Source organism: Shewanella aestuarii (genome assembly GCF_014647215.1).
Taxonomy (GTDB): Bacteria; Pseudomonadota; Gammaproteobacteria; order Enterobacterales; family Shewanellaceae; genus Shewanella; species Shewanella aestuarii.
In genome coordinates, this window is the sequence record NZ_BMOT01000015.1 from 24391 (window position 1) to 50552 (window position 26162).

Sequence of the window (26162 nt, forward strand, 5' to 3'; positions counted from 1 at the left end):
ATTTGACCCGCTCAGACTTAACTTATTGAGGTTTAATCAAACTAAGTTAAGGTTTCAGTGCCAGTACCTTATCAATGTCTGCTGCACTATGACGGTTTGGCACTTGTTCCCATACATCGCCCCAGGTTCTGTTGACAATTCTGCCTCGTTGTACTGCTGGGCGTTGCTCAATCGCTTTCGCCCAGCGCATCAGATGTGTATAACTAGCCACATCTAAAAATGCAGCAGCACTATAAAGGTTACCCAATACGAGATTGCCGTACCATGGCCAAATAGCGATGTCCGCAATCGAGTATTCATCACCGCCTATGTAGGCAGTTTTGGCAAGTTGCTTATCTAATAAATCTAATTGGCGTTTTACTTCCATTGAAAAGCGATTAATAGGATATTCAAATTTTTCTGGAGCATAAGCATAAAAATGGCCAAAGCCACCGCCAAGATAAGGCGCTGAACCTTGTAACCAAAATAACCAGTTCATTACTTTGGTACGATCAGCGATATGAGATGGAATAAAGTGGCCAAATTTATCTGCTAGGTATAATAAAATCCCACCAGACTCAAATACATTTATGGCTTCAGCACCTGAGTTATCAACCAAGGCTGGAATTTTTGAGTTAGGGTTTACCTGTACAAACCCAGATGAAAACTGATTGCCTTCACCAATATTAATTAAGTGTGCATCATACTCAGCGCCACTTACCCCTAATGCGAGTAACTCTTCAAGCAAAATGGTGACTTTTTGGCCGTTAGGTGTCGCTAATGAATAAAGCTGTAAGTCGTGCTCTCCAATCGGTAAAACTTGTTCATGGCGCGCACCGGAATCCGGACGATTAATGCTAGCCCACTGGCCACCGTTTTCAGTATCCATTGTCCACACGGCTGGAGGTGTATATTGATTACTCATGTAAAATCCTTGTTTAATTTTGAGATGTCTGATGAGACTTTTGCCTAACACGATAAATTCATGCTTGGAGGATCATCAATTACAAAGGTTGCGTTTAATTAATCTAATTTGATTTAAAAGATGAATAAACAATATTTAAAATACTTATATTCAAACGCTTACGGTCAAAATTGAACTTTGCGCTGATATCAAGGCGAATTTACGCGTCAACAGTGAGTCTACCTTAAGCGATTTAACGGAGTTGTTACCGTAAGATGCTGTTTTATATGGGTTTATTATCCACACCTGAAGTTGAATGGTATGTTGTGTCTACTTGATTATCACAGCAATAGTCTCAGTTTAGTTCATTTTACCAGTGGCATTTTTTGGTGCATCTAGGCTGGCAAGCACTTCATCTTCGGCTTGTTTTAACAGCATATCTAGCTCTCCACTGGTTTTCATTGATTTGATAACTGCATCAATTTTAGGGACCAAATCGGCATTTTTAGGATTGATATAATGATAAAGCTCGAGTGTCGCAAGTGCGGGGGGCAGTGGCTTAATATAATCAATATTTAATTTTTTAATCGCATACAAACCGTCAGCGGTATTGGTTAATGCAATACTATTGTGAGTCTGGGCTAAAGCCTCCATCATGGTGAATGTATTGTTATAATTAAATACATATTTTAAACCATGGGTGATATTGTCTGTGTGTTTAACTCCACGGACTTTGAGTAAATTATGGTTTAGTAAATCGGCATTAGATGCCAATTTAATTTGACTGTTTTTATGGACAAACGCCATGGTTTCTAATTGATAATACGCTGTTGGTACACGGATCATGGTTGGATTTTCAATACCATAAGTCCATATTCGCATAATCTCGCCATCTTTATGACCAGACACGGCTTCTCGCTGGGCACGCTTGCCAGGCATAGGTGTGATACTAATGGTTAATCCTAATTTTGCATAAATCTCTGGCAGCACTTTTGCACCGACTTGCTGCTCGAATAGGAATTCGATTGAGGCAAACTGATAATCTTCAGTTTGGGCAACGCTTACGCCGCTAAAAACCATTGCAGCAAGGGCTAACATAAAACGATACTTCATTGATAACCTTGAGTCTGTATTTTTATGATGTCCAGCACTTTGAGTTGCAGAACGTTTGCTCACTTTTAACAGTATAGTGTTTGCTATTAAAAGAGTAGACCGAGATGAAAGTTATTTTATTTCAATCTTTGTTGATAAATGAAGCACTGTTTACGTTTAATACCTTAAAGTTGTGTAAAATAGACCAACAAAAAAGGCGCGAAAGGCGCCTTTAATCATTAAAAAACAGAGCACTGTATCTTTGTTACATCAAAGACACGGCTTCCATATCCAACTCAATATCCGTACAACCTTTCGCACAATAGATACCAGGCGGCTTAGCACTCGGCTTGGCATTTTTTGTGTTGGGCGGTAATTGTAAGGTAAGCGGTTTATTGCATTCACTGCAGGTTGCGCTATTCCCTTTCATCATGCGTTTAATCAGATTTTTATGCTGATTAAAAGACGCTAGCGTCGTGTCATTAACGGCTGAAAAATCCAGTTTTTGCGTTTCGCTCATTACCATTACCTAGTGTAAGTGTCTGTTAACTAGCAGCTATGTTAACAGACCTTATTGAATATTAAACCAAGTACAAATAGCGTTTTTTTACGCTAATTACTTAACTTGATCTTGTGGACGCCAGCGTTGAAGTTCAACAGGAACCGCCACACCTTGAGCCGTAAGTAAGTTAACTCTAGCTTGGTATGCGGCGCCGTGCATCATGTGTTTAGCTAAATCTACCGCATTTCGCTTAGTATAATCATCTAAATAACTGCCTTTGGCCCATTCATTGAAAGCACCAAGTGCAGGGCCGGCCCATATTTGATAATCCATTTCTCGGCCCACTTCACCGGTATTTGACCAACGACTTGATAGACCAAGATACCAGCGGAAAATTAACGCCATTTTACGTTTGGGATTATCTTTAGCGCGTTCAATTTGCTTAGGATCGCGTTCATTAAAATGTGCAACCGTGCCCGCCCAAATATCATCTAGACTTGAACGAAACACTTGTTTTTCAAGTTTTTCACGTTCATCTTCTGGGATCGCTTCGATAGAATCATAGCGGGTATAAATTTCGTATAACTTGTTAGCACGCATAGGGAATAGCGTACCACGCTTAACCACTTGCAGTTTGACGCCCATTTCAAACATATCTGCAGCTGGCGCCATGGTGACATCGGCCATTTCAGTGGTTGCAAGTAACTTACGGGTGTGCTCACTGGCACCCGCTTCAACACAAGCCTGATTAATTGAGCCAGTTACAATAAAGGCAGCGCCCATGTTGAAGGTTGCCAACGCTGCATCGGGTGTGCCCACGCCGCCGCCACAGCCAACACGGATTGGGGTTTTATATTGATATTTGGCTTGAATTTTATCTTTTAGGGCTAAAATCGTCGGTAATAAGGTCACCAATGGACGGTTGTCAGTATGACCACCAGAGTCAGCTTCTGCTGTAATGTCATCGGCCATAGGAACTTGCTGTGCTAATTCCATTTGCAGTGCCGTAATTAACCCTTCGTCTACTAGTTGTTGTAGCATTTTGACTGGCGCGGGCTCCATAAATTTAGTCGCTACTTCCGTTCGGCTAATTTTAGCGATCACTTTATTGCCAATCACCACTTCACCTTGGCTATCGCGACTCAGTCCCGCAGCTCGGTAATAAACGATTTGCGGTGTTAAGCCCAAAAAGGCAGAAGCCTCTACGGTGCGTACTTTATGTTTTAAAAATAACTCAACACTGCCGCGCTCTAAAGCTGGCTCACTCGGGCTGTGGATCAAGTTAAACATATACGGGCCATTGGGAAGCGCCGTTTGAATACGATTAATAGCTTGTTCCACGCGTGATGGAATAAGACCCGCCGCGCCAAATGAACATAAAATACCGGCTTGCCCCAAGGCAATCACTAACTCTTCTGAGGCAATACCGTTGGCCATAGCACCTGCGTAATAGGCATATTTCACCCCATGTACGCGGCGAAAATTACTGTCACCTAAACTTTGCGTGCCAAGGGCAGGGGCAAAAGCACTGACAGGTAAATGCTGCGCATTGGCATCATTACTGGCAATGTTGGCTATCTCGTCTTGCTCGGTAATCACTTGCGCCTGCTGTGACACACCTAAGCCTTGCTCTGGGTGATTGATTAAATAGCATGACTTAGTGAGGTCCTTTAATTTTTTACCCATATTAACAGGGTCAAAGCTGGCATCGCTTGAGGCAACTTGCCAAGGCCATGGAGAAAGCTTTTCGTTTTGGATACTTATTGTCATTATTATTCCCTTATGCCTCTTCGATACAAATTGCGATGTCTTTCACTTCATAAATACGTAAACCATCTTTACTCAGGTTTGCGTCGCCAACAATAATGCGCTTACCGTTTTCATCTTTCACGGCGCTGATATGCACATCAAGTGACATTTGTTTGTTTAATGGGTTGATTTGGCCACGGTATTTCCACTTGATATCTGACAATATTTGGCCAAATTTAGGATTAGTAAAGCCTTTGCCTAGGTCGGTGCTAATGGCGTAAGTTTGCATTAACTCAATCACGGCTTCAACGCCTAATGAACCCGGCATGACGGGATCTTGGTGGAAATGGAACTGGAAGAACCAATCACTTGGGTCAATGGTGCGTGATGCAGCCAGATAGCCTTTACCGTATTTGCCGCCAGTTTCAACAATTTCAGCTTTGTCGATAAAGTTTAACTGACCGCCCGCTAAAGCATAATGAGGCTGATTAGCGGGTGGGTTAAACACGCGAGACTGTTTGTCTAACAGGTTAACACTGATATCCGCGGCCACATTATTATCAATATGCCAAGGTTGGGTAATTTTACCATTATCAATACCGAGCTGGTTTTTCAGCGCATCACCTTTAAAATAACCAAATACTGCACTACCTGTATAGAAAGGCTCTCCATCAACGCTTAAGTCAAAGGTAAAATTTTGAATAATGTTACTGCCAGCGATGACAGTGGATAATAGCTTCGAATCATTGACAATGGTTTTGCCGCGTAAATCCACATGGCGTAATAATTTTCCGCTGCCATCGAGATTACGGAAAAACAATTCTTGTCCAGGGAAACCTAAGGTCGTGCCCATATAGCCTGAAATAAAGCCATTAGGTTGTAGTGATATCTCCATTAACACTGAATAAGGCATCACCGCTGGATGGCTGTTTTTAGCAAAATACCAGGCATCAGCAGGGACTTCATATTCAGCAATACACGATGATGGCTTTTTCAACTCACCACGTTTACCGTTAATTTCCACTACGCGGGTGGTTAACTGTAAATCACCACAGGGCGTACGGGGTGGAATTAAGCCGCGGTAAATACTGAAATCTGGCCCAAAACATTTTTCAATGTTGCCCGTTGCAAACTCGAACATATGATAAGGCGTAAACGGCACGGTATCAGGTACGCGGTTAGCGTATTTTGAATCTGGCGCAACACTTGGCGCTTCAACATGTTTAAGCGGAATAACGCCCTTATTTGTTGGGGCACTTAAATCAGGTACTTGTGCCATTAATGGCGCTTTATTGTGTTCATTCACACTGGCGTCAGGCGTTTCTAAAGCCAGTAGCGGGTAACGAGTACATTCGCTATCTTCTTTAATCATCACACCGAGATTTTGGAAATCGACTACCACCTTGCCGTTAAGCAAAATATCAATATTGGCTTTCGCATAAGGACGCGGGCTAACACCGATTTCAGTGACTTCCATTCGATAGGTCAATTCACCGTGTTGAGGTAGAACCTGACCGCGACAGCGCACTTTTTGTGATGCGTTTTCAAGTGGTTGGAAGCGACCATTACTCACCAAAGTGTGCATACCGATATGCAACATAAAGAACTGTAATAGTTGCCCACAGCCTTCGGCCATTAATGAGCCCGCCATCACCTGATCACCTTTAAAGTGGCATGGGAAATACCAATGGTCAGGTGCTAATTGTTTGTGGCCTTCAATTAAGCCTAAGCCCCAAGCACCGCCATTCACGGTTAAGTTGCTGACTTGTTCAATCATTAAAAACTTTTCAGAGGCAAAACATAACGAGGCTTGGCTACCTGTTTGCTGCTGATGTTTAGCATGCTCGCCACCAAAACAGCTGCCGATATCACCTGTAAGTAAGTGATGTATTTGGCCATAATTAAACTGTGTTTGCCCACAATGTAATAACGGCTCAAAACGCGGTTTGTGAGGGTTATTGATCACTTCTAGGCGTTTTTTAATTTCGTCTTCAGTTTGAATCACCCCTTTACCGTCAGCAAGCTCTTGATCAGTGAAGAATCCAGCGCAACCGCCATCCATCTTCAGAATCATTTTGTCGCCCACAAAACATTCATAGGAGAAGAAGAACAGTAATGTATCGCCATTGCTGGCAAAGTTATTGATTTTAATGTCGTAACGTAAGGTATCACCGCCACGAGGCAAATCTTCTAAGAAAGTTAACGTGCAATCTAATAAGCGATATACGCGGTCGCCTTTGTTTTCAAAGTCGATCCCTAAGTAGCTGATCAACATTAAATCGCACTGGCCTGACTCAACGGCCACTGCCCAAGGGATTTGACCATCAACTAAGTAAGGTGCATCCACTGGAATATCGTATTCAGTGGTCATTGAACACGGCTTATATTGGTTCATGGTCGCATCAAGTTTGGTCACCCGTGACACCAATAAGTAATCCGTGGTGGGTAATCGTACGCGACGAGAGTAGCTATCAATAATGGCGTAGTCTTTACCAAATACCTTGGCAATATCACCTTCTGCATATTCCACTAAATCAGCGTAATTCCAAATACACGGTTTATTGGCGGGAATAGGTGCAGTGTAGGCGGGCACTTTTGCATGATTAGGTGCTAGTGCAGTTTGCGGGGCTGGTTTCGCCAGTACATTTTCTGCTTGAACCTGAACAGCCATCGGGGTGGCAGAGCCGTTGGCCTGAGCAAGTTGTTGCTTTAACAAGGTATCAGCCACTTTTAAGCCCGCATCGCGGCTTTTCAAAAATGCCAAATGGGCTTGTTGAGCAAGCCACTGGTTTTGTTGGAAAGCGGTTAAATGCGCTGGCGGTAAAGCGTTAGCCACAGACGAAGATTGGATCTGTGCATGTTTAACAGGAGAAGCCGGTTTTAGATTAGGCATAATAATGGGTGTCGTCTCTGTTGAAGTCGTGGATTCTGTCACCGACTGAGTAAGCTCATTGTGATGAGTTAGACTATGAGTCATAGGGATTGCTGAAATCGTGGCTGACGGGCGCACTACAGGCACAATATGGGCGCATTTCGCTTGAATATCTGTCATGGCAGCTAATGGCGCATCAATAATGTGCTGATAAATATCTTGCCCACCCAAACTGACTTGCTTAATTAAGCTCAATTTACTGCCTGTGGCTAATTGTTGAGTTAGCGGTGTGCTCAAACGATCTCTTAGTGCAGAGTGTTGTGATGACGATACGGATAAATCAATGTTGGAACATTGATCTTCACTGACCGTCACAACACAGGCGTTAACTGTCGAGTTTTGCTCATTCAGTTTGATTAAGCTGTGTACAATGCTCGCCATGCCCGATGCTGCAAAACTGTGACCCATCAAGTGTTGCGCTTGGGTTAAGCTATTCACACCCTGTGATAATTGCTTATGCAGGCTTTGTCCCATTAAGCCTAGTTGGCTTTCAGGCGATTGATTCAATTCAACTAAATAAGCTGACTTGGCGATAATGTTTGCACTGACCTTATCCGCACTGTAACGCGAGTTAAATTGCAGGCCATCAATATTGGCATAACTGTGGGCATAGCTGTTTGTATTTGCTTGGGCACTTGCTGACACCGCGTTTGGCGCTTGCAATACTATCGCGCCTGCACCCTCACCGACATACCATGGTGATACCGCACTATCACTTGCCCCTAAAGACGATAAACAGGCATTTTTTAGCAGCATATTTTCGATGCTGCCAGATAAGTCGACCGCCGCGATAATGACCGCATCTAGTGGTTCTTGGTATGAACTTAGCGCAAACAGATTTTGGGCCACATCAATACAGCGATTAACCGATTGCTCACCCGCAGAAATAGTAAAGGCTGGACCATTAAAGTCCCACAATGATGAAATGCGCGACGCCATAATATTGCCAATAAAGCTGGTGTACTGATTCAGCTTAGCGGCATCTAACACACTGTCCATGGCGATAGTTTCAAGGGCGAGGTACTCATCTTGAGTTAATTCAACACCGTGGGCGGTTAAACTGTCGGCGATTTGGCTATGGAGGTTAACTCGGCCCCTGAACTGATGGAGTTCAAGCTCAGTTTCCATCGCCACTAATACAGCCACTTTGCTGCCAGGCGTTAACTTGGCATCAACAATCGCTTCGTCGGCCACTTTCATCAATAACAGCTGCTGCGAGATTAATCGGTCATCTTCATTAGGCGGCACTTTAAAGCGTAAAAAATCAAAGTCGAACTGCTCAATATAGCCGCCTTGCGGCGCAGCGTGTAGACCATGTTTAGCGAGAAGTTCTGGGTGTTTTTCTAAGCCTTTCCAGCGTTTGGCTGGAAGTTTAGTCATTAATGATTGCTGCTGTGTCACTTTAGTTGCAAGGTCATTTAAGCTACTGGCTTGACCAAAGTGAGCCGCAATACCGGTAATACGCATGGGTTGATGCGATGCGTTTAATGCAGGTGCATTCGTCTTAGCATGATTAATAGGACGATTATTGTCATAAGATTCAATTAATAAATGCGCGTTGCAACCACCAAAACCAAACACCGACACGCCAGCGTGACGTACTGCATTACCGGCTTTATCTGGCCATGGCAATACATCATTGGGCAGCGTTTGCTGGCCAAATAATTGGTTTGGTGACGCTATCGGGCTACTGATATTAATGCTTGGCGGCAACACGCCTTGGCGCATGGCAAAGATCATTTTCATGATCCCAGGCATGCCGGCTGCCGTGAGTAAATGACCTAAATTGGATTTTGCTGAACCAATTAATGGCGTGGCACTACCATTGAGTTTATCTTCAAAGAAGCGCTCCATTGAGGTTAGCTCAACCTTGTCGCCTAATGGCGTGCCTGTAGCGTGGCATTCAATCACTTCAATACTGGCAGGGGCGATGTTGGCTTCACGATAGGCGCGCTCAAATGACAAGACCTGTCCTTTGCTGTTTGGGCTCAGTACAAATTGACCTTTTCCGTCGTTTGATAGCCCGATACCGCTGACTAGCGCATAAATATGATCGCCATCGCGCTCGGCATCTTCAAGCCGCTTTAGTACTAATACGCCAGCGCCTTCACCAGCAAATAACCCTTTACTGTTGCTGTCAAAGGGCGCTGAAATGCCATGATCTGGATACGCATGGAAAATGGAAAAACCCATGTTAATAAAGAAAGGATCCGCCCCTGATACGGCACCGGCTAGCATGATATCAGCCTTGCCTGTGTGTAAATAATCGCAGGCCAACTTGAGGGCATAAACTGAACTAGCACAGGCTGCATCAAGGCTTAATTGCGCTGCGCCTAGCCCTAAAGCATCCGCTACCAATTTTGAGGCGTTATGGGCAATCGCGCCATTGCGATAGTTAATCTGTTGGGGTTGCTGCTCACCAAAACCTTGTAATACAAAGTTTGGCTGTGCCAATTTAACCTGTAAGGCTTTTTCAACCGCATCATGATAAAGCGGAACAAATAGCTGGTTCGACTTAGCGGTCGGGAACGACAGGGTACCCATCACAATACCTGTGCGTGCTAAACGATCATCGTTTAAGTCGATGCCCGCATCAGCTAACGCGTTGCGCGCGGTATCTGTCGCCCATAAAAAACTGTCATCTAAACCGGTAAATGCACTGGCTGGAATGTGATAATCGTTGGCATTAAATTGAAAGTTTTGAATGTAGCCGCCTTTATCGCAATAGAAGCGATCAGATTGGCCTTGAACCCCTGTGTATTCTTGAGGTTTTGCATTTAACTTTTCATTGCTGATTTGACTGCGAGAGTCTTTTTTATCCAGCAGGTTTTGCCAAAATTTTGCCGGCGTATCCGCATCGGGGTACTGATTCGCTAGTCCGACTATGGCAATTTTTGGAGTGTTATGAGAACTCAATGGGGTTCTCCTTCTGAAATAAGGTGGGGTGTCTCAGTCGATAAAGACGAATGACCATAAGCCTGCAATGACGCAATAGCACAATCAATGCTATCGATAAACGGGGTAAATGACATAGGCACCTGATGGCTGAGTAGTTGACCTAAACATTTCAATAAGCTGATACATTCATCCGCACCTTTAGCATTAACGGCAATAGCCTGAGCTTGATGACAAGCCTGACTAGGCAAAATTTTGTCAATTAATGTGGTGGTTTGTCTGTCTGCACCCATTTCAACAAATAAGCGGCTACCGTGTTGATAAGCTTTAGCGATGAGCTGGGTAAAATTCAGCTGATGGCAAAAGGTATCGGCAATAGACTGCGCGATGGCATCTGAGGTTAACTTGATTGGCTGAGCTTCAGTCGCGCTAATAAACTTTATCGCATCGGGCACAGCATCCATTAACGGTTGATGATAAAACTGCTGCACTTGCTCAATAATTTGCATCGCAGGTAAAGTGTGCATAGCGGTGACTTTATTTGAAGCAATGCCACGCTTACCCGCTTGTTTTAATAACGCCTTACAACTTGCTTCACACCCTGCAACCACACAGGTATCGCCCTGAATGATGGCAATGTATGCCCGAGGATATTCAGCAAGGTACGGGGCCAACTCTTCAGGCGTTGCCCGAGTGACAAAACTATTCCACACAATCTCATCCGTTGGCAGTAGCTGCCAATCTTGGCGTACACAATGTAACGGCCCTGAAATGTCTTGGGTGAAAATCGAGCTGGTTTGAGTGGCATCAATTAAGCTGTGCGGTTGTTGCCACACATCTAAACTGGCCCACATTGACGCCTCACCCATTGAATAGCCTAAAGCTAATTTAGGCTTAATATTGAATGTTTTCGTCAGTAGCTTAGTCAATATATAGCTTGCACCCACACCCGAAATGGCCAGCTCTGATAGGCTCATATTCTGGGTTGAACCCTCTGGGGCATAAATATGTTGGCTTTGTAACATGGCTTGTAAATCGCCGTGTTTTTCAAGTTCAGCATAAAGCGCAGGAAAGGTATGCCCTAGGTGTTTAAGCATATTGGGATAAACCGTGCCCACGCCCGGGAAGACAAAACTTAAGCCTTTATCTCCTAAGGGGACCGTGGTAACGCAACTGCCCGCAGGGGTTTTATAGTGTAAAGCTTCATTGGCATTGATACCCGCTAGGGCATTTTGTATTGCAGAGACTTCTGCACACAAGGCCGCAAAACTTGTGGCCATGACCACGGCGGTGAATTTATGCTGTTCAACATTCGCGCTATATGCTGCCAGTTGCTGCTTGATTAAATGCAGCAAGGGAAGGGACACTGCCGAACCATCAAGCTTGTCAGTAATGCCATCCGTTAACACATCATTTAAGCCAGCTAATTGCTGTGCTAATTCAGCTAAATGTATCTGTAACTCAGCTACCGTAGCTGCGCCAATCGGCAACCATAATCTATGCTGATTCAGCAAAGGATTAGCCGTAAGCACTTCAGTGCCCTGGGTTAAAATAACCGCTTGATGCGAGTCAGCACTCATCGAACTGCTAAATGCTGCCACCCGACTTTGATGAAAATCGCAAAACCAATAAGGCTGCTCTGCGACATTATCCTCACTAGCATAGGTCGCAGATTGTGGCGTTTGACGATGCGCAATTGCACTCACCAACGCATGTAATTGTTGTAACTTATGCTTGGCCGAACTGGCTTTTGCAGTATGAACAATTGGGGCGATATGCAAGCGTTTCGCATGGGTTAATGCCTGCTTAACGGCCTCATCACTGTTGGTTGCTATGCCCACACCGTTAATAAAGGCGTGGGGGTGAATGTTATTTTTAGCCGCGAATAGTGCCGGAATAAGCCACAAAGCGTCAGCCAAATTAACCATCATATTTGGCTTTTCACTCAGTAACTGAGCCGCACTCGCGAGCGCTTGTTCAAATCCAAGTAGATTGGAGCCGTCCATCGCAATAGTGTGGCTGTCAACTTGGGGAAGAGGGTTAGGCGGATTAAGCAACACCGCGATGCGCATAGGCATCAAATGGCGTTGCTTAACCGCTTCAGCTAATTCCTTGCTGGTTAAGGCGCTCATAATCAAATTGAGTCCTCAACTAGGTTACTGCTTGAAGCGAGACTTGGGTTACGAGGCGCCATAAACGCATCATTCAAGCTTTTACTAATGGTGGTTTTAGCCGCCGACATAGTGCAACTCAATCTGCCATCAGTATGGTATAGCGCCACATCAGCAGTGAGCGAACGACTACTGCTTTTTAGCACAGTTAATACGATGTAACCTTGATCACCTGATGCAAAAGGCGCATAGGTAGTCATTTCGCCAATGGTTGATGGCAAACTGGCGGCATCATGCTGAATACGCGCCCACACCAACATCGCCTGCAACAACAAATCTTCTGCGAAGGCCTGACTGCCGCCCAGTGTTAACTGAGGCGCAAAGCCTAAACAATCATTTGCGTTGATTGGCGGTAATTCAACTTGACACACGAGCTGCTGTTCATCAGCAATCAACACCTGCTTAATACCTTGCAGGCGAGGGCCATGAAATAAGCTGCCATTGGTATACAACTCAGTATCTGTGCTGATCACTCGGGCTTCACTGGCATATTGCTTTGCCGTATTCACAATACTTGGCAAAGTGTTAGACCCATTATCAAGATGGCGATGGCTTATCAGCCTAGCTTGATATTGTGGTCTTAAAACACTGTCGCTGTTGTCGCTTTGCATTCTGCTGGCGATTAACGCGTGTAAACCTGAATCAGTTTGTGTCAGTGTTAACGTTAATACCTGCGGCTGAACTGTGTCGAATATGATGCCTTTGAGTAACTTATACTCTTGAACACACACAGGTTGACCACACAAACGTTGCGCGGTTTCACGCATCCACTGAATGGCACAGACTGTCGGCAGTACTGGATTGCCCGCGATGCAATGATCTTCAATAAAAGGCATTGCAAGCGGATCAAGTACACGTTCAACGGTATAAGTGTTATTCACACCCGTAAAAGATAGTGTCAGCGAACCCTCGGCAATAGGCGAAGAGTCCGCATTAAGCTTTTTTACAGCGGCACCTGATTTATCAGCATTGCTATTGTCTGAGCCTTGCATGTCTGAGCCAATCAGCAGTTGCACGCCGGATTCCGACAGCAGGCTGTGAGCAAACAGATTTGCACCTTTATCTAAAGGAATAACGTATACCCCGCGTTCAACAAACATTTTCTTTAATGCTGAACTGACCATGCCGCCGTCCCAAGGGCCCCAGTTAAAACTCATCACTTTAGCTTGCGGATAGGTTGCCGCTAGCTGCAGTGCTGTTTTGTTGAGGATCTCGTTTGACATTGAATAGTCACTTTGACCGGTATTGCCATAAAAGCCTGCAGCAGATGAGAACATCGCTACTAACTTAAGTTGGCTAGCATCAATGGCATTGATTATTCCGGCAAAGCCAGACACTTTAGTGCCATACACTCGGCCTAATTCAGTGAGGGTTTTATCCTGAATATGCTTATCAGCTAATACGCCAGCACCGTGAATAATACCGGTAATCGCTTTACCTGATGACTTTTCAAGATCGGCTAAGGTTTGCTTAATCGCTGCATCTGAACTGACGTCCATGCTGATATATTGCGCGCTTGCTCCAACTTCTTTAAAGGCTGCAAGTGAGCGGTCAATCTCTAAGCTACTGGTAATCGGCCACACGAGTGCATCAATTTGCTTTGGTGTTGGCTTGTTACCTTGCGATTGAATATAGGCAATAGCAGCGGCTTTTAACTCATTGGCTTTTTTACCTTGTGCCCATGCGGGGAGGTTGGCAGCCAAGTGCTCGCTACGTCCAGCAAGTATAAAGTGAGACTGGGTTTGCTTAGCTAACGTGAGCGCACATTCAAAGGTGACACCCTTTGCGCCACCGGTAACCAATACGCTATCTTCACGGTTTAAACGACTGGCTTGAAAGCGCGTTTTGGCGGTTGCGGTTGCCGTTAGCGTGTGACGACCTTGCTGACTAATACCAATTTCGGTTGTTGAGGTATCAAGATCAAACAGTTCTGCCACGATAGCTTGGGCTAATTCGCTGGCTTCAAACTGCGGGGCAATGTCTAATGCGCGGCAAAACACCTTTGGCCATTCATGGCTTAATGTTTTGCTTAAGCCAGAAAGTGCAGCCTGATTAAGCTCAGCAGTCATTAGCGCTTGGTTATCTAAGTAACCAAATCCACCGTCAATACGGCTAACCGTCATAAAGCTTACGCGCTCAGATTGAGATAACGCCTCAAAGCCTTTTTGCAAATGCTTAGCCATCAGGAAAGCTTGCTCAACGGCGTGAAAACCCGCATCACTTAATGGCAAAGATCCTTTCGCGGTAAGTTGCGGCTGTAAGTGAACAAAAGCGGCTATTTTGTGTTTTGCTGCAATTTGGCCAATCACTTTTGCAATAGCATCATCACTGACCTCAGTTAACACGAAGCTTGCTATCGCACTGCTTAATGGTGACTGCGTACTTGTGATGGTTTTTGGGCTTTGAATTACCGCGACGGTTAAGCCAGTTGCCACTAATTTTTCTGCTAATACGCCAGCATTATGACCATCATCATTGATGACGATGCAGGCATCTTTAGAAAAACAGCCAACTAATTTATCCGCCGCTGGTAGCTTTTTTAGTGCGACTTCCTGATGAGGAGGAAGATCAGTAGTAAGCGTTGCCGCGGCTTGTGGAGCAACAGTTTGCGCAGCAGACTGGCTGGCTGTTGACGCGCTGCCCGCTGGCAACTTGCTGTTCATGTAAGCCACGATTTCACCCAGCGTACGACACTCGGCTAAATCTTCTGGGTTTAATTCAGGTAAGCCGGGTAACTCGTCTTGAACCGTGCCTAAAATTTCCACGCGCTTGATAGAGTCAATGCCAAGGTCTGCTTCCATATCCATGCTTAATTCAAGCATTTCAGTCGGGTAACCGGTTTTTTCAGCCACAACGGACATCATGGTGCTTTGTACCTGATGCGCGCTCAAGGCTGACTCTGCGCTCAAGCTGCTGTTTGCCGATACTGGCGCAGAAGCAACTGTTGCAGCAACTGAACTTGTGCCTGCTGCTGGCAACTTGCTGTTCATGTAAGCCACGATTTCACCCAGCGTACGACACTCGGCTAAATCTTCTGGGTTTAATTCTGGTAAGCCGGGTAACTCGTCTTGAACCGTGCCTAAAATTTCCACACGCTTGATAGAGTCAATGCCAAGGTCTGCTTCCATATCCATGCTTAATTCAAGCATTTCTGTTGGGTAACCGGTTTTATCAGCCACAACAGACATCATGGTGCTTTGTACCTGATGCGCGCTCAAGCTGCTGTTTGCCGATACTGGCGTAGAAGCAACTGCTGCAACTGACGCAGCAACTGGGCTTGCGCCTGCGGCTGGTAACTTGCTGTTCATGTAAGCCACGATTTCACCCAGCGTACGACACTCGGCTAAATCTTCAGGGCTTAATTCAGGTAAGCCAGGTAACTCGTCTTGAACCGTGCCTAAAATTTCCACACGCTTGATTGAGTCAATGCCAAGGTCGGCTTCCATATCCATGCTTAATTCAAGCATTTCAGTTGGGTAACCGGTTTTATCAGCCACAACAGACATCATGGTGCTTTGTACCTGATGCGCGCTCAAGGCTGACTCTGCGCTCAAGCTGCTGTTTGCCGATACTGGCGTAGAAGCAACTGTAGCTGCAACTGACGCAGCGACTGGGCTTGCGCCTGCAGCTGGCAACTTGCTGTTCATGTAATCAACGATTTCACCCAGCGTACGACACTCGGCTAAATCTTCTGGGCTTAATTCAGGTAAGCCAGGTAACTCGTCTTGAACCGTGCCTAAAATTTCCACACGCTTGATTGAGTCAATGCCAAGATCTGCTTCCATATCCATGCTTAATTCAAGCATTTCTGTTGGGTAACCGGTTTTTTCAGCCACGACTGACATCATGGTGCTTTGTACCTGATGCGCGCTCAAGGCTGACTCTGCGCTCAAGCTGCTGTTTGCCGATACTGGCGCAGAAGCAACTGTAGCAGCAACTGGGCTTGCGCCTGCGGCTGGCAATTTGCTGTTCATGTAATCAACGATTTCACCCAGCGTACGACACTCGGCTAAATCTTCAGGGCTTAATTCAGGTAAGCCGGGTAACTCATCTTGAACCGTGCCTAAAATTTCCACGCGCTTGATTGAGTCAATGCCAAGGTCTGCTTCCATATCCATGCTTAATTCAAGCATTTCTGTTGGGTAACCGGTTTTTTCAGCGACCACGTCTAACATGGTGTTGAGTACTTTATCTGCGCTTAGGCCAGCACTCACAGCCACCGGAGCTACCGCTACAGGTGCTGCTGCAACAGGTGCCACGGCTTTAATTGGTGCGACTTGAGGTGCTGGTGCTGACATAGCGACAGCTTGCTGCGGCGCGGGTGCAACACGATGTTGTACCGCAGGCTGAGCTACAGCAGCTTGAGCAGCAATAGCTTGAACTGGCTGCTGCACAGGTGCTTGAGTCACAACGGGCGCAGTGTAAGTATGTTGAGCCATCGCAACAGGCGCTTGTCCTGTTAACATGGCTAATGCACTTTGGTTAGATTGCGCTTGCTGCTCAAGGAACAAGGTATGACTTTGTAAAGTCTGAGCCTGATGCTGGTGGAATTGTGCCATTGATTGCTGCAAGCTGTCTGGAATCGCTAAACCCGACGCCGCCATTTGGGTTTGCGCCGCCATGAGCGTGGCAAAAGTGTCGCCATATTGCTGAGGAATGGCTAAAAATTGTTGATGCAATTGCGCGGTTTGCTCTTGTGCGGCAAAAAATGCGCTAATGCTGTCAGTATTTACCGCAGCTGAGTTGGTTTGCGTAATAGCTGGGCGGCTAACAGGCGCATTGTTTGCTGTTGATGGCACAGCACCTGCTTGTGGTACTTCAATATATTCAGTTTTTATCACTTCTTTTTCCACTATCTTCTCAACAATTTTTTCGACTGGCACTTCAACCTTCACTTCAATTTGCTTAGGCGCAACTTGACCGGTTTCTAACGACTTCTGCATTTTAGCTTTGGTCGCTGGGCTGATGAAGTTGGTGGCGGTGAGCTTGACATTCATTGGCGATGATTTGGCTAATTCCGCAATCGGCGCTTGATACGGGTCAACCTCGGCTAATGCCACACCTAACACCGCAAGTTGCATAGCTGCTTGACGCAGTTGTGTATCGCTGTTTCCTTTCGGGTTTGGATTAAGGCTAACCACACTGACAGCATCGCTTTGATTGCCTAAGGTGCCTTCAACCAGTTTTTGGAGAATGTTTTTCGGACCAAACTCAACAAACACTCGAGCACCTGCATCGTACATAGCTTTAAGCTGGTCGCTAAAACGCACTGACTGCAACATATGTTCACTAAAGGCGCTTTGAATGGCTTTAGGATCTTTTGGATGCAACTGACCTGTGCCATTGGCATACAGGCTGACTTTAGGCTTAGCAAATTTCACTTTGCTGATAGCTTTTGCAAACGGCACCTGGGCATGGGCCACCAGTGGTGTATGGAACGCGCCCGACACAGGTAACGCAATGGCTTTGAAGCCCAATGACTGAATGGCCTTGGCGGCATCCGCAGTCGTATTGGTTGGGCCTGCAATCACTAATTGAGTCGGTGAGTTGTAGTTTGCTACCTTGACGCCGTCAAAGTCTTTAATACAAAGCTCAAGTTTATCAATGTGGGTGGTATCAGTGCTCGCTGGCAGGATCACAGCATACATAGCGCCGGCATCTTGATCTTTAGGCGTTGCCGCCATTGATTGGCCGCGGGCAAAGGCTAGCTGATAATAATCTTCAGTGCTAATCACTCCCGCCGCGCATAATGCTGACAGTTCACCAAAACTGTGGCCAGCAACCATATCGGCTTTAAAGCCAGCCTGACTCAGTAATTGATATTGTCCCATACTCACGGCACCAATCGCGCTTTGCGCATTGGCTGTATTGGTCAAATCCGCTTGTTGCGCTGCGATATCATCAGCTTCAAAGGCGGGGATAGGGAACAAAACTTGCGATAATAGTGTTTGCTTGTGCTTGGCAAACACCTTATCGGCTAGCATTAACTGCTGACGCATTTCAGGGTAATGACACGCCAGATCGATACCCATATTAACGTATTGTGAGCCTTGACCCGCAAATAATGCCGCCACTTTTACCTTGGCATCGGTTGTTACCAATGCGTGATGACGGAAACTGGTGCCAGACGGTAATTGCCATGCATCGCTGCTATTGCTAGCTAACTGGGCAATGGCTTGAGTCAGTTGGGTAACCAATTCAGTTAATGAACTCACTACCATACCAATACGTGCAGCTTTGCTATCAATAGCGCTAATGGCAAAGCGTTTGGCTAACTTAGCCAATTCAATTTCAACCATGTTAGGCGAGCTAACGTTTAAGCTTTGTACTTCATTGAGTAACTGATTTAATTCAGTCGCAAGCGCGGCTTTATTACTGGCGCTAATCAATAAACTTTGTGCCACGGCACGCTGACGGTATTTAGCATCACGTTGATGGTCTTGAGTGTATTCTTCAAGTACCACGTGGAAGTTAGTACCACCAAAACCAAATGAGCTAATACCTGCGCGACGAGGAGTATCATCAGCACGGGGTAACCAAGGGCGGGTTTCAGTATTAAGGTAAAAAGGTGAGTCATCTATGCCCAATTTAGGGTTAGGTTTACTCACATTAATGGTTGGCGGTAGCACTTTATGGTGCAGTGCCAATGCCGCTTTAATCACACCGGCTGTCCCCGCAGTGGATTTTGTGTGACCCACCTGAGATTTAACTGACCCGAGTGCAATGTGTTGCTTGGTATCATTACCTTCAGCAAACACTGACTTCAAGCCGTTAAACTCGGCAACATCACCCGCGGCCGTACCTGTACCGTGCGCTTCAATCAAGCCAATGGTGTGCGGTTCAAATCCAGCATCATCATAGGCACGCTTTAATGCTTTTGCTTGTCCTTCAGGGCGTGGGGCGTAAATACTTTTAAATTTACCATCAGATGAGGCACCAACCCCTTTAATGACCGCATAAATACGGTCACCATCACGCTCGGCATCTTCAAGACGTTTCAGCGCCACCATGCCAATACCTTCACCAATCATCATGCCTTTTGAATCGATATCAAAAGGTTGGATGGTTTCGTTGGTGGTAAATGCCGGTGTTTTAGAGAAACTCATATACATAGATGGCGAGTTATCAGTACACACACCACCGGTGATCATCATGTCGCTACGACATTCGGTTAATTCAGTCAGTGCCATACGCAATGCAGCTAAAGAGCCAGCACATGCGGCGTCGACCACACAGTTCATTCCGCCTAAATCAAAACGGTTTGCGATACGGCCAGCAATCACGTTACCTAATGAACCAGGGAACGAGTTTTCTTCCCAGTGAACATATTGGTCTTGAAACTTTTTGATGAGCATTTCAGTATCAGCATCACTCAGTCCGCTGCTTTTGAATACTTTTTTAAGTACAGGGTATTGTAAACGACCACTTAAACTGTGATTCAGTTTCTGACCACCGCCCACGCCCAAGGTAATGCCAATACGGTCAGTGTCATAATCTGCACCCACGCCAGCATCGGCTAATACTTCTTTGGCCACAATCAGCGACAGCAATTGTGATGAATCCGTTAATTCAAGGATGTTTGGTGGTAGGCCAAACTCCATTGGGTTGAAGTCAACCTCAGGTAAAAAACCACCGCGTTTACAGTAGCTTTTGTCCGGCGCAGATTTATCTGCGTCGTAATAATCTTCAATACGCCAATGAGTGTCAGGCACTTCGGTAATAGCGTCGATTTTCTCGCTGATTAAATCCCAAAATTTATTTAAATAACGAGAATTAGCAAAAATGCTGGCCATGCCAACAATTGCAACAGGCATATCTTTTAAACGCTTATTAAGACGTTTATCGGTATTTTTTTTGGATTGGCTCATTGTGAGTCTCCGTTTGATGACACTGGGGGAGTCATCTGATGTAGGGATCCAGCTGCGTTAGGTTGAACATTTTTAGGTTTAGCAACTGATAAACTTGCTCCAGGAAATCGAGCAAGAAAACTGTGATAGTTGCGCACAAGCAACTTTCGTAAATGAAATGGACCGTGTTTTAAAACGTGTGCCATGTAGCGATTGCTCGCCTGAGCATGGCTATCTTGATAAATATCTAAGTAAACCCAATCAGATTTAAAGTCGACCCCCAAAAGCACTGAGTAAGCTTGGTGTTCGGTCAGTTTTGGCGGAATACTGAGCGAAACCACTTGCACTACATTTTCAGGATCAGGGCTGGGTAACGCTAAGGTGTCGGCTAAGGTTTGTGGGTTTACGGTATAGGTTTGAATGTTTGCTCCCTGAGTGACAGGGAGCTGATTGAAGAATTTTTCAGGCACGAAAGGGCTGTCAAATTCATCAAGTTTAGAGACCCCAAAGCGCTTTAAACATCGGGCTAAGCCTGAGCGTGACACATTGGGATTAATAAATTCTTGAGTGACTTTTAATAGTCTATCTAAGGGCATTTTTAATTGATAACGCAAACCCAACATCACGTATTCTTCCATCGGTGACAAGGTGGTATTGAGTTTGTGAGGGGTATTGGGGGTGTTATCAATGGAGTCGCGTTTGCGCCACTTGCGAACAGTAGCTTCACTAATATTGAGGATTTTAGATAACTGACTCACGCTTAAATCAGATTCTTGAATAAACTGACGCATCTCAGGCGTGGTGGTCGCATTACGATGGTTAACCGTTTTTTTACCCGCTATCTCATCTGTTTTTGCTATGTCTGTTAGCTTATTAGTCTTTTGGGTCATCGAGACAGCATATCCGAATAATCTACTGGGACTGCTGGGTCACTCAAGCGCTGACCAAGCGTTAAATCCACTTAAATATAGTAAGAGCATGCAGACTACCTGAGGTTTCGCTTCGATACAATCACCCGAAACTAAAAACTGTGATCTAGAAGATTAAACAATGTAAATGTTAGTGTGCGATTTGGTTTTATTTACCTTATGTAGTCCATCGGGCTGACAATACCGGTTTGATGTAAGCCAGCAACATGGGTATAGATTTGTGTTGTTTTTACATCATTATGACCCAGTAGCTCTTGTACGGTTCTGATATCATGGCCGCGTCTGAGTAGGTTTGTTGCAAAAGAATGCCTGAACGTATGGGCTGTCACCCGTTTGGTAATTGATGTTTGGCTAAGCGCTTTTTGTAATGCTTTTCTAAACGTTGTGGGATCAATGTGATGCCTGCAAATATAGCCATTTACGGGATGCAAAACGCAATGTATCGAGGGGAAAAGATATTGCCAATGAAATAACTTAGCACTAGTGCCAAATTTTTTTATCAGGCTAGACGGTAATGATGCCATGCCTAACCCCTTATTTAAGTCTGTTAAATGCGTTTGGCGTACGTGACTCATTTGCTTATCGATTAACTCATTAGCCATTTGCGGTAAAATGCACACGCGATCTTTTTTACCTTTTCCTCGGTAAATAAACAGGGTCTGATTTTGAGTATCAATATCTTTTATGCGTAAGGTCAATGCCTCTGTAAGCCTAAGCCCAGCACCATAAAGTAAGATGCCTAGAAGTTTATATTTTCCTGTTAAGCGTTCGATAATTAACTTTGCCTCAGAATCGTCAAGCACTTGGGGGATTCTGCTGGGCGGTTTTGCATAAGGGAATTGCAAATCATCGGTGTTAATTGCAAGCACATGTTTGAACGCAAAAACAAGTGCGCACAGTGCCTGTTGCTGGGTACTGCTGGACACTTGTTTTCTGTTAGCAAGAAAAGTCAGAAATTGTTCAATATGTAATGGTGTAATTTGTTTGGCCGAGGAAAATTTAAAGTGCCGAATAAAGTAACGGTTCCAATACAAATATGATTTCTCAGTTTGATAACTGTAATGGCGCACTCTTATTTGTTCTCTAATCGAGCCTAAATAACCGATGTTTTTCATAAATTCGCCTGATTTTGTTTATAACTGTATATTTATACAGTTATAATGGTTTTCGGCTGATTTACGAATTATCAGGTCAAAAATCATTCATAAGTAGTAGGTGTTATTGAAGCGAGGGGGTTATAAGGTGTTTATTTTGTTAGTGTTTTGTCAACAAGCAAGTAGAAACATCATATTGAAAAACATTTTGCACGCTTTGTTTTGCGATTATTGAAATTAAAAGTGCTTTACATCAATAAGATAGCAAATGTAGGATGTTATTAATCAATAACTTAAACGGCCGACATTGAATGATGCGCCGTTGAATAAGCTGTTATGTGAATTTGGCTTACAATCGAACATTCTCAACTTAATAAAGGATAAATAATGGATTTAGAGATAGGAACACAAGGTTTTAAAAGGGTAGATGTTTCTTTGGAAAGTTTTCTATCACGAATTAGCACCGGTAAAGCTGTTTTATTCACAGGTGCAGGTTTCTCTCTAAATACAAAAAATTTGAATGGAAAAGAGCCACCTCTAGCTAAAGGATTAGCAAGGGAAATAGCAAAACTTGGCAAAATGGAGCCTAGTGATAATTTAATGTATGTATCGGATTACTATCTTTCATACAAATCTAAACCGGATTTATTAAATTTATTAAAAAACAACTTTGTGTTGAACGAAGTTAGCGACGATCATATTTCGATATGTTCTATTCCATGGAAAAGAAGCTATACGACAAATTATGATAATGCAATTGAGCTTTCAAATAGAAAAAATGGAAGAAACATAGAGTCATTATGTACAGATGATAATCCTAACGACTATATCCATATTGGCGATATTTGTTTGCATATAAATGGAAAAATTGAAAACTCAACTGTCGAGCACTTGGAAAGTAATATAAAGCTGAGCAACTCTTCTTATATTTCAGCTGATTGCTTTACAAGTTCAAATTGGTTTTATCATTTTAAAAGAGATCTCGAAAGTTGTACGGCTTTAGTTTTTGTTGGATATTCATTGTACGACTTGGACATTCAAAAATTCTTATTTGACAACCAATCGATTAAAGAACGAACTTACTTTATAACGCGTAAGGATGCTACTCACGAAGAAACTTATTTCCTAGGGAAGTTTGGACATGTACTTGCAATAGGGGTTGATGGTTTCGGTAACTTAATACAAGACAATAAAAGTACAATTTTAGATCAACAACATGAAGACTATACCGAGTCATTAGTTAAGTATGAAAACACCTTTGATGATATTAATATTAGAGACGCAGAAGTCGAAAGATTTATTCTCCATGGTGATATCAAAAAGTCACATATAGATAAGGCTATTTCGATTGCGCAAAGCATACCTTATTTGATTAATAGAAACTATGTGCAGGAAATTTGTGATCTTCTTATAAGTGAAGGAAATAATGTTGCTTTAGTTTCAGAATTAGGTAACGGTAAGTCAATTATTTTAAAAAGTGTCGTTGCTAATTTAACCAAAAATGGTATTGATACGTTTACTTTAGAAGATGATGGGGGAGACTACTTAAGTGATTTGGATGTTTTAAGCAAGATAAGCAAAAGGATAGTGGTGGCCGTTGATGATTATGATAAGTATATTGAGCTAATTAAACATTTCGATAATACGAAACCAGCGAACATTAATTTAATTATTACTTCCAGAACATCGGAGCATGAAAGGCATCGGCACGAGTTTTCTAAATTTGAAAGTAAGTTTTTAGAAATTTCTATCGATATACTTAAAAAAGATGAAGTTGAATTTTTTACTAGCATAATCGACAACATAGGGATTTGGGGCGATATAGCAAACTGGAGTACTGAAAGAAAGACCAATCATTTAATCCGAAAGCACCACTCTCAACTATCATTAATCTTGTTAGATTTATTTAATTCACCATATATTGTAGATAAGGTTAAAAAGATAACCAACGTCTTGTTTAGCAATTTTAAATATAAAGATACCGCATTCGGAATTGCATTGATTGAAACTGTAGGTCTTGAGGCAAAATCGAGTTTGATCTCAGAGATATCGCTGAACAATGAAATTTATGACGGTAAGCTAACTAATAATCCATCTTTTAGAGAACTATTTAAAATTGAAAATAACGTAGCAAGCTCAAAATCAAGTTTGTTTTCTTTATCTCTCATTAAAAACTATTTTTCAGCAAATTACATTGTTGAGCAGTTGCTTTTAATTGCTAGGCACCTGAATTCTGAAAGTGGTCGATCCTATGAAGAAAATAGAATATTTAAAGCACTTCTTAAGTTCTCTTTCATTGAAAGGCTGCTGCCAGAGCAAAATAGGAAAAATAATTTATCTAAATACTATGAAAACCTAAAAATTTCCGCACCATGGTTAAAGACTAGCCCACATTTTTGGGTACAGTTTGGGATGTCACGACTTCCTTATAAGGATTTTAAAAAAGCTCAGGATTATTTTGATCAAGCATATTCTTTTGCTGAAAACAAAAATGATTACCACACTGAAAATATAGATACTCAGCAAGCGAGACTTTATATTCTTCAGTGCCTTGATGCTAATGATCCTGTTGAATCAATGAAATACTTTCAAGCAGCAGATGATTTGTTGAACTCACTGAATGATGATGTTTATAAATTCAGGCAAGTTATTAAATACAAAGATGTTTATATTAATAAGTTTTTTAATTTTTCTAGTAAACAAAAAGTTGCTTTCGAACATTCATGTAAAAACTTCCGATCTGCTGTAGAGCGTGCATCAAAGGTTGGAAAAATAAGTATTAATGATGAAAAAACCATTACAAAAGTAATAGAAAGTTTAGACTTTATTATTAAAGATATTCAAGTCAAGCGTTAATTCACATAACAAGTCAAAGCACTCGGACGCAGCAAAGCTGCGCCGGTGTTTGAGGCGTTAGTTTACAAAGGGAGTTTGGTGGTGTTTGAGAGTATTGCGATCTATTCAGGATTAATTGCAACAATCTGGATTTTCATTGGTGTTTATGTAGCAAGTAGGTTTTATGCTGGTTACAGCCATTCTAAGCAATTTTGTAGTGAGTTAGGTGCGACTGGTAGCCCAACTGAAAAATTGTCTCCTTTAATTAACAATTATCCTCTTGGTTTTCTATTTTGCTTTTTCGGTTGGTATCTGGCTCAACTCTCAAATGTTTCAACTTTAGTGAATGTTGCGGGTTGGTTAGTTATAGCTCACGGTGTTGGTACATGGGTCGCAGGTTACTTCCCAATGGACGCCGATCCATTTACTAAGAATCCAACTTTTAATTGTAAGGTACATTCTTGGGCAGGTTTCATTATGTTGCTTTCGTTAGTTGTAGCACCAATATTAATTGCTATAAGTCCAACAACTGAAATTATCCCACTATATTTTCGTGTTTTTTCAGTAGTTTCTGTTGTCGCTGCTGTATATTATCTTTTTGCTATGGCTAAAGCCGTAAAATCCAAAAGTAACCCTGGCATCCATCAACGTATTTCATATGGGTTTCAGCTAATTTGGCTAAGTGCTTTTTCACTAGTATTGGTGTAATTGTAAACTAACAAGTCATTAAAGCAGGACTGCTAACAGTTTGCTCGGTTCCGCTTCGCTGCACATTTTAGCAAACTATTATCAGCCTCTTAATGAGGCGTTATATGGCATTATGAAATCGAGCATATTTATCAGCATTACGATCTTTTCTTTATTATCGTTTTGCTCTATTTACATGAGTGGCGCTCCTCTTAAGGTTCATGCCACCAACATACTTAGCTTCTTCATCGCTTTTGTATTAGCTACTGTGGCAGTAGAGTATCGTTGGTTTAAATTGAGTAAGTTACAAACTTGGTTAGCTTTTTCAATATTAGGTTTAGTGGTTTTTGACATTTTATCAGCTCTAGTTATTGTTAAACGGGAGCTATTTATGGGCTGGTTTATTATTTATCCAGTTGGTATTGCAGGGCTTGTATCATTACAAATAGTCGCATCATTTTTATGCGGTAAACTGCCATATAACAAGAGACTATGGCGTCAATAGTTAATTTCATACTTTTGGCGCTTCCCATAAAACTCCATCTC

At 43.3% G+C, this 26162-nt stretch carries 11 protein-coding genes; 2 read left to right on the forward strand and 9 right to left on the reverse strand.

Annotation, left to right across the window (positions count from 1 at the left end; genetic code table 11):
• Window positions 1-46 precede the first annotated feature (46 nt).
• The 9 genes from yghU to IEY03_RS16280 all read right to left on the reverse strand — a co-directional run bounded on the left by yghU (window position 47) and on the right by IEY03_RS16280 (window position 22115).
• A complete protein-coding gene (yghU, locus tag IEY03_RS16240; RefSeq protein WP_188843613.1) occupies window positions 47-904 on the reverse strand; it encodes a glutathione-dependent disulfide-bond oxidoreductase in 858 nt (285 codons plus the stop codon).
• Window positions 905-1243: 339 nt separating this feature from the next.
• Complete coding sequence (locus IEY03_RS16245; protein ID WP_229778370.1) at window positions 1244-1996, reverse strand: substrate-binding periplasmic protein; 753 nt, start codon at window positions 1994-1996, stop codon at window positions 1244-1246.
• A 244-nt stretch (window positions 1997-2240) separates the two neighbouring features.
• The gene (locus tag IEY03_RS16250) at window positions 2241-2495 is read right to left on the reverse strand and encodes a hypothetical protein (RefSeq protein ID WP_188843615.1); all 255 of its coding nucleotides are present in this window, start codon (window positions 2493-2495) and stop codon (window positions 2241-2243) included.
• Between the two features lie 96 nt (window positions 2496-2591).
• A complete protein-coding gene (pfaD, locus tag IEY03_RS16255; protein WP_188843617.1) occupies window positions 2592-4247 on the reverse strand; it encodes an eicosapentaenoate synthase subunit PfaD in 1656 nt (551 codons plus the stop codon).
• Window positions 4248-4257: 10 nt separating this feature from the next.
• Window positions 4258-10074, reverse strand: a complete 5817-nt coding sequence (locus IEY03_RS16260) for a hotdog fold thioesterase (RefSeq protein ID WP_188843619.1) — start codon at window positions 10072-10074, stop codon at window positions 4258-4260.
• Window positions 10071-12185, reverse strand: a complete 2115-nt coding sequence (locus IEY03_RS16265) for a PfaB family protein (RefSeq protein WP_188843621.1) — start codon at window positions 12183-12185, stop codon at window positions 10071-10073. Before IEY03_RS16265 ends, IEY03_RS16260 begins: the two co-directional genes overlap by 4 nt.
• 2 nt (window positions 12186-12187) lie before the next feature.
• Window positions 12188-20092 (reverse strand): type I polyketide synthase, encoded by a 7905-nt coding sequence (locus IEY03_RS16270; RefSeq protein ID WP_188843623.1) that lies wholly within the window; start codon window positions 20090-20092, stop codon window positions 12188-12190.
• Window positions 20089-20961 carry a COG3415 family protein gene (locus IEY03_RS16275; RefSeq protein ID WP_188843625.1) on the reverse strand — a complete coding sequence of 291 codons (873 nt, stop codon included), beginning with the start codon at window positions 20959-20961 and terminating at the stop codon, window positions 20089-20091. Before IEY03_RS16275 ends, IEY03_RS16270 begins: the two co-directional genes overlap by 4 nt.
• A gap of 191 nt (window positions 20962-21152) precedes the next feature.
• Window positions 21153-22115, reverse strand: coding sequence for an integron integrase (locus tag IEY03_RS16280; RefSeq protein WP_188843627.1), 963 nt, complete (start codon window positions 22113-22115; stop codon window positions 21153-21155).
• 366 nt (window positions 22116-22481) lie between these two features.
• On the opposite strand from IEY03_RS16280, the gene IEY03_RS16285 reads away from it, so the two are divergent.
• Together IEY03_RS16285 and IEY03_RS16290 are read left to right on the forward strand one after the other, a co-directional pair.
• Window positions 22482-24950, forward strand: coding sequence for a P-loop NTPase (locus IEY03_RS16285; protein WP_188843630.1), 2469 nt, complete (start codon window positions 22482-22484; stop codon window positions 24948-24950).
• A gap of 81 nt (window positions 24951-25031) precedes the next feature.
• Window positions 25032-25637, forward strand: a complete 606-nt coding sequence (locus tag IEY03_RS16290; protein ID WP_188843632.1) for a DUF998 domain-containing protein — start codon at window positions 25032-25034, stop codon at window positions 25635-25637.
• The last annotated feature ends 525 nt before the right edge of the window (window positions 25638-26162 follow it).